The 13,560-nt window shown below is 48.5% G+C and carries 10 protein-coding genes; 9 read left to right on the top strand and 1 reads right to left on the bottom strand.

Features of this window, described 5'->3' with window-relative positions:
- Window positions 1–9: 9 nt before the first annotated feature.
- The gene (locus BN1360_RS23260; RefSeq protein WP_068782213.1) at window positions 10–1,155 is read left to right on the top strand and encodes a glycerate kinase family protein; all 1,146 of its coding nucleotides are present in this window, start codon (window positions 10–12) and stop codon (window positions 1,153–1,155) included.
- 117 nt (window positions 1,156–1,272) lie between these two features.
- Here the strand turns inward: BN1360_RS23260 and BN1360_RS23255 are convergent, their stop codons facing one another.
- Window positions 1,273–2,301, bottom strand: a complete 1,029-nt coding sequence (locus tag BN1360_RS23255) for a CdaR family transcriptional regulator (RefSeq protein WP_082790206.1) — start codon at window positions 2,299–2,301, stop codon at window positions 1,273–1,275.
- A 1,117-nt stretch (window positions 2,302–3,418) separates the two neighbouring features.
- Here BN1360_RS23255 and BN1360_RS23250 point away from each other — a divergent pair.
- The 8 genes from BN1360_RS23250 (at window position 3,419) to BN1360_RS23215 (ending at window position 13,551) form a co-directional block, all read left to right on the top strand.
- Window positions 3,419–4,087, top strand: coding sequence for a response regulator transcription factor (locus BN1360_RS23250; protein ID WP_068782212.1), 669 nt, complete (start codon window positions 3,419–3,421; stop codon window positions 4,085–4,087).
- A gap of 3 nt (window positions 4,088–4,090) precedes the next feature.
- Complete coding sequence (locus BN1360_RS23245) at window positions 4,091–5,542, top strand: sensor histidine kinase (RefSeq protein ID WP_068782211.1); 1,452 nt, start codon at window positions 4,091–4,093, stop codon at window positions 5,540–5,542.
- 32 nt (window positions 5,543–5,574) lie between these two features.
- Window positions 5,575–6,363, top strand: coding sequence for a DUF3919 family protein (locus tag BN1360_RS23240; protein ID WP_068782210.1), 789 nt, complete (start codon window positions 5,575–5,577; stop codon window positions 6,361–6,363).
- Between the two features lie 23 nt (window positions 6,364–6,386).
- A complete protein-coding gene (locus BN1360_RS23235) occupies window positions 6,387–7,424 on the top strand; it encodes an ABC transporter substrate-binding protein (protein WP_179013830.1) in 1,038 nt (345 codons plus the stop codon).
- Window positions 7,425–7,519: 95 nt separating this feature from the next.
- Window positions 7,520–9,178 carry an ABC transporter permease gene (locus tag BN1360_RS23230; protein ID WP_068782208.1) on the top strand — a complete coding sequence of 553 codons (1,659 nt, stop codon included), beginning with the start codon at window positions 7,520–7,522 and terminating at the stop codon, window positions 9,176–9,178.
- 374 nt (window positions 9,179–9,552) lie between these two features.
- Window positions 9,553–10,638, top strand: a complete 1,086-nt coding sequence (locus tag BN1360_RS23225) for an ABC transporter ATP-binding protein (protein WP_068782207.1) — start codon at window positions 9,553–9,555, stop codon at window positions 10,636–10,638.
- 143 nt (window positions 10,639–10,781) lie between these two features.
- Entirely contained in the window at window positions 10,782–11,795 is a 1,014-nt protein-coding gene (locus BN1360_RS23220; protein WP_068782206.1) for an extracellular solute-binding protein, read from the top strand.
- A 202-nt stretch (window positions 11,796–11,997) separates the two neighbouring features.
- Complete coding sequence (locus BN1360_RS23215; protein WP_068782205.1) at window positions 11,998–13,551, top strand: response regulator transcription factor; 1,554 nt, start codon at window positions 11,998–12,000, stop codon at window positions 13,549–13,551.
- Window positions 13,552–13,560: the final 9 nt, after the last annotated feature.

Below are 13,560 nucleotides of genomic sequence, written 5' to 3'. Positions count from 1 at the left end.
GGTGAGAGAATGATGGAGAAAACATTTGTACTAGCGCCGGATTCATTTAAAGAGAGCATGACGGCCAAGGAAGTTTGCATCGCAATGGAGCAGGGGCTGCGGAAGGTGTATCCGCAGGCGAAATATATTCATGTTCCGATGGCGGACGGTGGGGAAGGTACGGTGCAATCGCTGGTTGATGCCAGCGGCGGGCAGTTGTATGAGAAGGAAGTTACCGGTCCGTTGGGTCAGCCAGTTATAGCCCGTTTCGGGATACTCGGCGATGGGGGAACTGCCGCAATTGAGATGGCTTCGGCCAGTGGGATTCATCTGGTGACCAAGGAGACCAAGAACCCTCTTATCACAACGACTTATGGCACGGGAGAACTTATTGCGGAATGTCTCGACCGGGGCGTACAGCGAATTATTATCGGGATCGGCGGGAGCGCCACGAATGATGGTGGCGCAGGGATGGCCGAAGCGTTGGGTGTGAAATTCCTCGATTCAGAGGGGAAAAGCATACCGCGCGGCGGCGGCGGGCTGAACAAGCTGGCCACGATCGATGTATCCGGGCTGGATCCGCGCCTGCAGGAGGTCAGCCTCATCGTGGCCAGCGATGTCACAAATCCGCTATGCGGCGAGCATGGCGCATCCCGGGTGTTCGGCCCGCAGAAAGGAGCCACGCCGGAGATGGTGCTGCAGCTTGATAACAACCTGACTCATTATGCCGAGGTGATCCTGCAGCAGCTTGGCCAGGACGTGCGTGACTACCCCGGTGCAGGCGCTGCCGGAGGGCTCGGAGCGGGCTTGCTGACTTTTACCCGTTCCACGATGCAGAAGGGTATTGAAATCGTGATCGAGCATACCGATTTGAAGAATAAGCTGGCTGAGGCCGATTATGTGTTTACTGGCGAAGGCGGTATCGACTTCCAGACGAAGTTTGGCAAGACGCCTTACGGTGTAGCTCAAGCAGCCAAACAGCTCGGCAAGAAAGTCATTGCTGTGGCAGGTTATATCGGCGAAGGCATCGATACCCTCTATGATGAAGGGATCGACGCGATATTTGGCATCGTGCCGGGGGCTGCTGATTTGGAGAAGGTGCTGGCGGAAGGTGCGCAGAATGTGGAGCGGACCTGCGAGAATATCGGCAGATTGATCGCATTGAACTCTAAATAAGGCAAACTGTAATAAGAACCTTCATTTCCGTATAGGTTGGATTTGAAGGTTCTTTTGTAATCGGTGAAAGGAGTAAACGCCCTTTCCGTATTAAGCAGCACCTAGCCCTAGCCGCATTTAATTATACAGCGCAAGCAGGCTCTGGGTTAATTCGAACAGCTCAAGAATATTTCTCGGATCTTTTCCCGTAATCGTCTTGATCCGCTTGAGCCGGTACTGCAATGTATTGCGGTGAATATTCAGCTGCTCGGAAGTGTTGGAGATGCTGCCATCCTGGTTAATGAAGACGCGCAGCGTCTCTAACAGGTCGGCCGTATCTTCAAGCTTGCTGACGATATTTCCATTCTCATGCATGCAGGTGTTGCTTAGCTTGACGAGAAATTTTACTTCATCATAATGAACGACTTTCTTCGGGAGATCCAGCGCCTGCCTTACGTTCATAGCGCTCTTAGCTTGAGCATAGCTGGCAGCGATGCTCGCTTCATGACGACCCGCAGCCATCAGAATATTCGGCTGTCCGGCAGCCATTCGCTCAATAAAGCTGTTCACAGAGCTTTTGTCTTGAATCAGCAGCAGACGGGTGTCTTCATCGATCATGAAAGAAGGAACAAGCAGCAATAGCTTGGAGTATTCTTCATCCAATTTGCAATTTTGAACGAGCAATGCTGTCGTTTTTAGCAGTAAATCGATTTTGTATTGTGCAGCTTCTTTTTGCAGCCTTTGGGAATAGGCTCCGACATGGCTGAGCAGACTTTCCAGGAAAGCTTTTTTGCGATTCGCTTCATCCTCCAGACTTTTCAGGGCAATTCCTTGCTCGATCAGCAGGGAGACCGTCGTCTTCACGATCCGGCAGAAAGGGCTGACTTCCTCGGGATTTCCGCTGATTCCGATTACGCCAACGCGTTTATGATCGATGACGATCGGTTCGTTGGTCCCTTGTTTTTCATAGTGTCCGTCCTTCCAGATTTTCACCATTTTCCCGCTTGTCAGCGCCTGAACCGCCCCCTGGTGAACCGTACCGACCCTTGAAGGATTCCCGCTTCCGATAATGATCCCTTCATGATTCATGATATTGATATTGTAAGGAATGTCCTTCATCATTTTATCGACGATTTCCTGAGCTTGCTCCTTGGAAAGCTGAAACAACTTGAACTCCTCCTCTAGGATGGAATAATCAAAATGGAATCCTGAAATTGGAAATTTATATTGTGCAATTGAACGAAGCCTTTTGGTCAGATCATAGCATAATTCGCCTTCATCGGACATGCATATATATCACAAGTATTTAGCGAAGATGCTATAAATAAACGGGAAGAATTATTAAGCTGGGGAGAGTGTTAATTTATGGATATTAATGCATAGCAGGCAAACTGCCGTTATGATAAAGGTAGAAGTTCATGTTCAAAAGTGAGGCTCTCAGCACCGACGCTGATGCTTTCCATTTGCTTTTTTCAATACGCTTACGTGGGCTGAAGCTTGGGGGGCCCGGGAGCAGAACTGCACGTATGTTCCCAGAAAACGACCTCGACCTCGGTAGCATAGGAGGCTTGTAGGTGATAGGTGAGCACCTGAGATGCTCCGTCTGAAACATGATTTCGTAATCATTCGCTAAGGCGGGGCTGAATTCAGGATTCGATGCCGAATAAGGCTCTCAGTGTTACTTCGTGTCAGAGATAGGATTTATATTCCATCAGCTAGGCTGATGAAATGCTATTCGCAACAAAAATCTGTTGTTGAATCGCGGTTGCTCATCCTTGAATAGCCTTGTTGTGTTGAGGGTTTTATCAAAAGCAGACTTTTTGAACAACCTCTAGAAGAAATAATATGAATATGTTTAAGTATTAGAGGATAGAGAGGTTCATCGAATGGAGATGTCGTCGGTGCTAACGGAACTGTATGCTCTTATTGGCGTGGAAAGACATAGTTATATTTTCTAACGGAACTGGAAGCGCTTAATTGCCTGAAAAGCGGTTGTTTTCTGGCCGAAAAAGTCAAATAAGGTATGCTATTTCCGTTACATTGAAAAAGAGCTTGATTTCATTCCAATAGCGAACTGTATTTCCGTTACATCGGAAAAGGGATTGATTCTCGTACCGATAGCGTACTGTATTTCCTTGAGGAGCTTGGGATTAGCAGTACGGGATGGTTGATTTTAGTTGGCAAAACACGCCTGAGCGATTGAGCGAACAAGGGGACGGTTGCCGCAGTTAACTGGAACAGACCTGCAGTAGAACCACAATAGAGATAAAAATGGGGGATACAAATGAACATCTTAATTATCGAGGATGATCCCAGTATTCAGATGCTGTTGAAATTAAGTCTGAAGGTCGAAGGGTTTCATCCTGTTGTTGCGGGGACGGTCGCCGCTGGTTTGAAGGAGCTTGAGGCTGGAGCCACAGATTTGATCCTGCTCGATTTGATGCTGCCGGATTGCTCAGGCTTCGAGCTGCTTCAGGTGCTGCAGCAGAAATATAAGACGGTGCCTGTAATCGTGCTTACCGCCAAAAATGAAATGAATGATAAAATATTAGGCTTCCAGCTTGGAGCGGATGATTATTTGACCAAGCCGTTTGAGACCCGGGAACTCATTGAACGAATCAAGGCTGTTATGCGGCGAATGCAGAAAACGGTTACAACATCTGAGACCATTCAGATCGGGGTCATTGAGATTGATAAAAATGAACGCTCCTGTACGATCGCCGGGCAGCCACTTAAGACGACCAGCAGGGAGTTCGATTTCCTTTGGCTGCTATGCAGCAATCCCAAGAAGGTGTTCACCCGTGAGGAATTGCTGGACCAGGTCTGGGGTTATGAATATTATGGCCAAACACGCTCCGTCGATATGATGGTAAAGCGCCTGCGCGAGAAGCTTAAGCCTCATGAGAATCTGGTAACAACCGTACATGGGACAGGCTATAAACTGGAGGTATAGCAGATGGAGATGGGGCTGCGCAACAAAATGTTCATACAGCATGCGGTTACGATCGTTATGCTGCTTACGGCGATGTACTTCATCGTCACTTATACGCTGAATAAGAGCATGATCGAGAGCGATACCCAGTCATTGAACCAGTATTCTGCACTGCACCGGATCGAAGCTTTGAAAATCGTCAACGATCAGAAGATCGATATCGAGCAGTTGTTTTCAGGCAAGTACGCTCCCTTTATCGCTTCTCATTTGGGCTCCAGCATTAATTTTCAGGTTCAGCTTTTCGCGCCGGACGAGACCATCGTGGGCAGCAGCAGCGATAAAGAGAATTTGCTGAAGCGAGATGATATCAAGTTTGCGTTAGCTGGCGATACGGCAACGGTGATTGCCGAGGGGGAAGGAACCAGGTATTTAATTTATTCCGTCCCTTTTTGGTATGAGGGGAAAATTGTGGGCGGGTTCCGTTATTTGCTGGACCTTCATGAGAATATCGAGACGATGAATCAAATGCGTATCTGGTTTATCGGAGCCGCGCTGGGTTGTCTTGCCCTTTCACTCGTGGCGAGCTATTCCTTTTCCTCTTTTCTGATGCGGCCTCTGCATGCGTTGAAGCAAGCGCTCAAGCTGGTGTCTATCGGTGATTTCAGCCGCAAGATTGAGGTGAATACCCGGGATGAAATCGGCGAATTGGCGCGAGATTTCAACCATATGTCGGACGCACTGCGGCATCATATCGATATGCTCCATTATGAACAGGGCAAACAGAAGGCCTTTTACGATAACATTACTCATGAATTAAAGACGCCACTCACCTCTATTATTGGCTTCTCTGATCTGATGGCCAGAATAGACCGGCTGGAGGATGTTCAGGATTGCAATTTCTACATCCGCAAGGAGAGCACGCGCTTGTTGAATATGGTCGAGGATCTGCTGCAAACTTCACTTAAAGGCGAAGAAGCTTGGCATATTGCACTGGAACAGGCCGAGCTGGGCAATATTATCACGGACACCCTTCGCGTTCTTCAACCGACACTCAAGAAATCGAATATACTCACTTCCGTCAAAATATTGCCATGTACCGTCTACCTCGATCCTAAGCGTACGCAGCAGGTGCTGTTCAACCTGATCGATAACGCCATTAAGCATAGCGACTGCACTCTGCTTCATATCGAACTTCTTCATGATGAACGGTGTGGTACCGTTCGTATTGTGGACAATGGCAAAGGCATATCCGAGCAAGAGAAAATGATGTTGTTCTTGCCTGCGGAGGAAAAGCAAGGGCGCGAGATCTCCGAGCATTCCCACGGCCTGGGATTGCCTATCTGCAGGCAGTTCATGGAACTTCAGGGCGGGAGCATATCCATGATCAGCGAAGTCGGGCAGGGCACAGAGGTGAAGCTGGAATTTTCAATTTATCCGCCCAATGTAAGCGCTGTTACAAAACTGATACAAAACTAAAATTTTTTTGATATAAGTGGAGGGTAAAGTTAATGCCAGAGGACAAGAAAGGGCTTTCATGGTTTCGCCTCATCCTGCTTCAGGTCATTATCGGATGCTTGCTTATTGGAATCTGTGCCTACTCCTTCCGGATTCCTGTCGATGTGGTCCAAATCGTGCCGCCTCAGCAAGATCAGTTTGAACGAGTCTCAGGCGTTCCGATGCGTGTCGATATCACCTATCCGGGGCTTGGTACAGTTTCTATTGAGGATCCGAAGGAACTGCTGAAATTGAAATCCTCATTCTCCGGGCTTCTATCCGCCGGTAAGCAGCGTGCACAAACCCAAACACCCAGACTGCTGCTGACGGGAAAAATGACTTATTTGGACCAGGAGGATATTCCATTTCAGGTAGAGACAGGTGCGTTCCAATTCGGTAATGAATTGGTCAACTCCCTCGATGTAAGCGCCGGGATACGCAAGCTACAGAGCACGCTAATCGATAAAATCCTGACCACCGCGATGATCGGTTCTGCGGTGCAGAACGGGAAGAACGATGTGTTCACGCTGGATGCCGGCAAGCTTATGCCTCTCTCGCAAGCGGAGAGGAACGATCTTGCCGCGCAGATTACCGCGTCCACGCGTATTATCGATTTCAGTCACTTCACAGATCTGCAGCAGCCACCGGATGCGCATTTTGTGATCCAGCTTAGCAGCGTTGAGCAGACGAAGAGGCACTGGATTCACCTGGATCGGTACAATAGCGCTTACTTCGTGGTGTACGACCTGTTGGATGAGACCAATCAAAGAGCCTATTTCAAGTTAAACGAGACCTCATATTGAACATGAAGGGATGGTTTACCGAAATGGCGAGAAATAAAAGAAACAGCGGCTCAGTCATTATTTTATCGGTCATAGTTATCGTATTGGTAGCGGGGTTCTTTATGTACAAATCCGGAGTGTTTGGCGGGAAAGAAAAACAGAAGATTACTGTCTACTCCATTTTCCAAGAGGAAGAAGCGCGTAAAATACTGGACAAATTCAAGGCGGAGACCGGAATTGATTATGATATTTTGCGTCTGCCTAGCGGCGAGGCAGTATCGCGGATCCAGAATGAAATGTCAAATCCGCAAGCCGACTTCCTGATGGGGGGGCCGGCCGATTCCCATCAGGTTTTGAAGGAAGCCGGTTCACTCGAAGCTTATGTATCGCCAAATGCGTCCGATATTGCTGACAATATGAAGGACAAGGAGGGACATTGGACCGGATTCTACTTGAATCCTGTGGCTATTGGCATTAATGAGAACCGCTGGAAGGAGAAGTACGGCGATGCCCCGTACCCTCAATCCTTCAAGGAGCTGACTGATCCGAAATTCAAAGGTGAAATCGGCATGTCCGACCCGGCGACTTCCGGTACGGCATATACGGCTGTAGCTTCCCTGGCACAAGTGTGGGGCGATGATGAAATGCTAAATTACATGAAGGAGCTTCTGCCTAACTTGAAGGAGAGACCAAAATCCGGGATTGAGCCGATTCAAAAAGCAGCCAAAGGTGAGTACACGATCGGAATTACATTCCTTGGCGACCAATTGAAGATCAAATACCAAGGTAATCCGATTACGAGCATTGTACCTGAAGCGGCTGGTTATGAGGTAGGCGCGTTGTCGATCGTGAAGAACGGCCCGAATACGGAAGCCGCGAAGAAGCTGATGGATTATATGCTTACGAAGGAACCGGGAGAGATTTACACACAGTCCGCTTATGCGGTGTCTGTGAAGGATTCCGTACCGATCCCGGAGGGCGGTATCGACATCAAATCAACGAATTACAACTCCTCCTATGACCTGTTGAAGGCTGCTGCGCAGCGCAAGGAATTGCAGAGCGCGTTGAAAGATTTGAAATAAGAGAGCCACTTAGCATACAGGGGGCATCGGACCTCCCGGAATAACCGATATGTCCATGCCCCTAATAGACAGTAGAAAGGTGGGAGTCGCCCCCTATGATGAAAGAAAAAAAAGGCATTGGGGAGTCGATCAAGAGGCTCTTCAGGGATCCTTCAACGCTCGTACTCGTGTTAACCAGCTTCATATTCCTTGCCTTATTTGTGATTTACCCGTTGATTGTTGTCGTGTTCTCCTCCGGCTTTGACAACTGGGGAACGTTCTTTAGCAAGCCGCGTTATGGCAGAGCTTTGTTAAATACGGTAATCAGTTCCTCGCTTTCTGCCTTTACAGCAACGGCGGTCGGATTTATTTACGCTTATGCGATTCATTACAGCAATATTAGGGGGAAGAAGTTCTTCCGTTTCATCGCTTTTCTTCCATTATTAGCGCCATCGGTGATGAGCGGTCTTGCTTTTCTGCTCTTGTTCGGCCGCGGCGGCATGATCTCGCAATGGCTGAATACAAATTTCCATTTCGAGCTTGATTTGTACGGCTTGCCGGGATTGTGGATCGTACAGACCATTTCCTATTTCCCGCTGGCCTATATGACGATTACCGGTGTACTTCGTTCCATCTCGCCGAATCTGGAGATTGCTGCCCAAAATCTCGGAGCGCGCGGCTTCAAGCTGTTCCGTACGATTACACTCAAGCTGGCTTTTCCAGGCGTTCTTAATGCTTTTCTGCTCGTGGCAATCAATTGCTTTGCCGATTTCGGGAACCCGAAGCTGATCGGTGGCAACTATTCGCTGCTTGCGGTTGAAATCTACGGGGAGATTATTAATAACGAGCCTGGGCTTGCATCCGTGATGGGGATCATCCTCGTTATTCCGGCACTACTTGTCTTCTGGGTACAGAACAAACTGTTATCCAAGGGCTCTTATTCGACGATTACCGGCAAGCCGGTATCCGGTCTGAATCGGATCACTACCTCCAAGAAGATGGATGTCGTACTCTTTTTGTTCAACAGCCTGATGTCTTTGTTCATTATTTCCATGTTCGCTGTGACGATCCTGTTTGCCTTTACGGAAAATTTCGGTCGCAGCAACAGCTTTACGCTTGATCATATCCGCAAGGTCGTATTCAGCTCCTCCAGTCCTGCCGTGATGAACAGCTTGGTTCTGTCGCTCATCAGCGCAATTCTGGCCGTAGCCTTCGCCCTTGTTCTGGCTTATATCGTTGTTCGCAAACCCTTTCCGGGTAAGAAGCTGCTCGATTTCAGCGCGGTGTTGCCAATCGCTTTGCCGGGTACATTCGTGGGTCTTGCTCTGATTGTCGCGTTCAGCAAGGGGCCGATTGTATTGCAGGGGTCAGCGGCACTAATCATCATCGCCATGCTGCTGAAGCAGATGCCGGTCGGGTATCGCGGCTTGTCCGCCTCCTTTAAGCAGGTTGATAAATCGATCGAGGAAGCGGCGACAAATCTCGGCGCCAACAGCCGTAAGACACTGACATCAATTGTCTTCCCGATGCTGCAGAAGACTGTCGTAGCCAACTTCGTCTATGCGTTTATGAAAAATATGAATACGCTAAGTACGATTATTTTCTTAATTACCCCGAAATGGGTGGTCGCATCTGTATCGATCTTTAACTATGCGGAGACGGGCACCTACTATTGGGCAGCAGCCGTAGCGGTCGGACTGATGGGCGCAACGCTTGGCACACTTGGGGTGATTAAGCTGATCTTCCGCTCCAAAGTAAAAATCTTTGATTTTTAGAGGTAGTTCAAAAAGCCCGCTTTTTATAAGAAAATCAGATCGAAGCAATTCAGGGATGAGCGACCGCGGTGCAAAGGTAGGTTTTCTTGCGATATAGAATTCATCAACTTCGTTGATAACTTATAAATTCTATATCTAACACGAAGCTAATCAAAGAAGTAAACTCAACATTGAATCTTGAATTCAGCCGGGCCCTAAGCGAATGCTTACGAAGTCATGTTTCCTCCGGAAACATCTCAGGTGCTCACGTACCCAGACCGTACGCTGTGCTCCTCGGACCCTAGCTTTGTTCAACCTTCTCGGTGCTGAAAACTGGAATTTATGAAAATATCTAAGTTCATTTATATAAGGTAGTTAAATAGAAGGGAGTGGGCATGATGGAATCCAATATTCTGCTAGATTTGAAAGACGTAAACAAGGTGTTCGGTACGAACCATGTCCTGAAAAATATAAACCTGCAAATCGAACGTGGCAAATTCATTACCTTTCTCGGTCCGAGTGGCTGCGGTAAGACGACTTTGCTGCGGTCCATCGCAGGCTTCTATACCATAGATCAAGGCGAGGTTTGGATCGATGGCAAGCTGGTCAATGACTTGCCGCCTTATAAGCGGGGCACTCCGATGGTGTTCCAGGAGTACGCTCTATTCCCGCATATGACCGTCTTCGATAACATCGCTTATGGTCTGGATATTCTGAAGCGGCCGGAAGGGGAAATCCAGCAGCGGGTGGAGGCTGCTATGGCTCAGGTCAAGCTTACCGGGCTGGAAGAGCGGTATCCGCATGAAATGTCCGGGGGGCAGCAGCAGCGTGTCGCCATGGCTCGGGCATTGGTCATGAACTCGCCGATTATCCTTCTGGATGAGCCGCTGAGTAACCTTGACGCCAAGCTGCGTGAAGAAGTGCGGGTCGAGTTGAGAACGATCCAGCAGGAGCTCGGATTAACGGTCATTTATGTTACGCATGATCAGCTCGAAGCGCTGTCAATGTCGGATCAGATCGTAGTATTCAACCGTGGCAAGATCGATCAATATGGTACGCCGCATGAAATTTACTATGAGCCTCGTACCCAGTATGTGGCGGATTTTATCGGTACGACAAACTTTGAGGAAGCCAAGGTTGTAAAAATAGAGGGCGGATTGGCAACGGTACAATACGGGCAGGCTGGAGATACAGTGACTATCGAAGCCAAGGAACAGCTTGCTGTCGGTGAAGAAGTTCTCCTGTGCGTTCGGCCGGAATCACTGCGGATTGAACCGTCGGAGAATAATGATTTTCATATAACAGGCATCATCAAATCATCCATGTTCCTCGGTGAGAAGCAGCGTTATTTCCTCATCGATGAGGTCGGCCAGGAGTGGATCGTAGATGCTTATGATATCGGCAAGAAGGTCTATGACGGCATTGTGCAGATAGGTGCAGCCGCTGACAAGATTCATATCATTAAGAAGCACGGCTCATAGTGCATGGCTAGAAGCGCAAATAGGTTCAGCAAATAGGCTCAAAAAAGGAAAACGACGGTTTTCCTTTTTTGGCGTCTATTCAGACATTCAAGGAAGCTGTTTGGAGAAGCTTGTCCAGACTGCTCAAGAGGGGAGTGGTCCGTTTGAAGAAGAAAGGCCTGATTGTCGTATTGATCGCACTTACTGTGGCAGTTATTGTTATGCTCTATCCAGGGCAGCAAAGCAGTCAGCCGCTGAAAGTCTATGTTATTTTTCAGGAGGATGAGTCGCGTATCCTGCTGGAGAAGTTCAAGAAAGAGACGGGCGTATCCTATGAGGTCATCCGAATGTCTGGCGGCGAAGCAAGCTATCACCTTCTAACGATGAACAAAACGGGGATCGACGTCGTCCTGGGCGGACCGGCGGATTTGCATGAGCAATTGAAGAACAGCGGCAAACTGATCCGTTATTCTCCGCGCCTCAGTGATCAGGTTCCTGATAAATATAAGGACAGGCAGGGGTACTGGACAGGCATGTATATGGGACCGCTGGCGATTGGAGTTAATGAGCAGGTATGGAAGCAGGACCCGTTGCTGGCTGACTTGCCGTTGCCGGAGCGTTATGAGGATCTGCTGCGTCCCGAGCTGAAGGGCAAGATCGAGATACCTGACCCGGAGACGTCTGGAACAGGGTATACGCTGCTTGCTTCGCTCGCCCAGGAGCGAGGGGAGGATCAGGCGATTGCCTTGGTACATGCGCTGAAAGAGCAAAGTGCAACGACTACTTTTTCAGGAATCAGCTCGGCACAGCGGCTGGCCCAAGGTGAGGTCGCCGCCGTCGTCAGCTTTATGGGCGATCAGCTGCGGTTCAGGAATTCAGGTTATGCCATTCATTCCGAGGTCCCTCCTCAGGCTGGCTGGGAGATTGGGGCGGTATCGATCCTAAAGAATGGAAATAATAAAGCAGCAGCGAGAAAACTGGCTGATTTTGTTCTATCGCGAAGCGCACAGACGGATTATATGAATTCGGCATTTTCTTTTCCCGTGCTTCCCAATATTCAGGTTCATCCCCTGCTGACTTCCGTTAATCTGGAGCTTCTCTTACCAACGTACCGGTTCGACATGGCTGCTGAGCATCGCGAGCAATTGCTTGCCAAGTGGCGGAAGGAGAACGGATAAGATCGTGTTCAGTAAATGGCTGACGAATATCAAAATAGTGCAACAAGTAGGCATAATTATGCAGGAGCAGCCTATACGAAAAGTAATATAATTAAATTGTAAACGCTTTAATAGGGTGTATGGTGCAGATGAGTTTACCGGTTATCCGGCAAGTGGTGGCTGGAATCACACTGAATTGCATATTCCGCTGGGGGGTTTTGGAATGTATAAGGTGCTGATTGTTGATGATGAGCCGAAACAAAGAGAAGGGCTCAGGATGTTTATCGAGTGGGAGAATTACGGATTCCGCGTGGTGGATACAGCGTCCAATGGTGAAGAAGCCTTGGAGAAGTATCAGACTTATTCGCCGGAGCTGGTGATCGCGGATATTCGTATGCCGGGGATGGACGGCCTGCAATTAATCGAGAGGTTGCGTGAGCAAGATCCGCAGCTGCATATTTTGATCTTGAGCGGTTATGCGGATTTTGAATACGCCAAGAAGGCAATGACGAACCGGGCAGACGGTTATTTGCTGAAGCCGGTGGATGAGGATGAGTTGATTCAATATTTGTATCGCATTGAGCAGGTGATTGATGAAGCGAAGAAGGCTTCCTTATGGCAGAATGTCTCAAAGGAGTGGACACGTGAAGCGTTCATTCAATCCATCTTGTCCGGGTCGATGGAACATGATGAATTTACACTTCACGAGCAGGCGGATCGACTCGGATTGCTCTGGAGGAAGTATCAGATCCTGCTAGTGGTCTCCCCGAAGGATGAGAGAAGCGATGTGAATGAGGCTAATAGGCTGAGGAGGAAGCTTGGCGCCCGCTTTGAAGAATGCGGCCGCGGTTATGTATTTAGCCATCAAGGTTATGTTGGCGTATTGTTACAGGAACCATTGCTCGAAGTGGAGCATGATGATGTATATCAAGAACTGCAAGAAAGCGGCGCAGCCGAGTTCACTGTCGTGTTGGGAGAACGGGTGAGGGAACTAGGCGATATTCCCCTGTCCTATACTTCTGCACTGGAGTTGATCAAGCAGCAGTTTTTCTTTGAACGGGGCAGAATTCTATCAGGGGAGCTGTTAGACAAGCTTCGGAGTCATGCAACTGATATAGAGGCTGAAGAGAAAAATACCAGTAACGCGGAAGAGCAGCTGTATTATGCTGTAGAAGTTGGCAATCTGGATGCGATTAAGCAGTTTATTGTTGAATTTGGTCATACGTTGATCCGTCGTCATTTCAATGAAGGAGAGATCAAGCAGCGTTTTGTGGAGTTATTGACACTCATCCATGGGAGGGAATTAAAGCAAAGACCAGAGCTGCAAAGCCAGAGTAAGGGATATTGTGATCGGGTCGCGGATATTTACCGCGTGCGTACAATCGGAGATATGTTCGAGCAGGTTGGATCTCTGCTGCAATCGATAGCCCCACCAATGAACGAGGATACGGGCAGGCACCGCGAGGTGCGAATTATGCTGGATCTCATCCACCGAAATTTCCGCGACAATTTGAAGCTGGAGACCTTATCGGGAATTTTTAACTATAATAGCGCTTATTTGGGGAAATTGTTCAAGAATGAGACCGGCGAGTATTTCAATACCTATCTGGATAAAGTGAGAATCGAAAATGCAAAGGGGTATTTGGAGGAAGGACTGAAGGTTTATCAGGTAGCCGAGAAGGTCGGGTATACCAATGTCGATTATTTTCATGCCAAATTCCGAAAATATGTAGGCACATCTCCTTCAGCTTATCGCAAAAAGGCCGGAAATGAATAATTTGTTGTC

The organism is Paenibacillus sp. GM2 (assembly GCF_900069005.2).
Classification (GTDB): domain Bacteria; phylum Bacillota; class Bacilli; order Paenibacillales; family Paenibacillaceae; genus Fontibacillus.
Note: the sequence above shows the minus strand (reverse complement) of the source record. Positions and strands in the feature narration are given on the sequence as shown.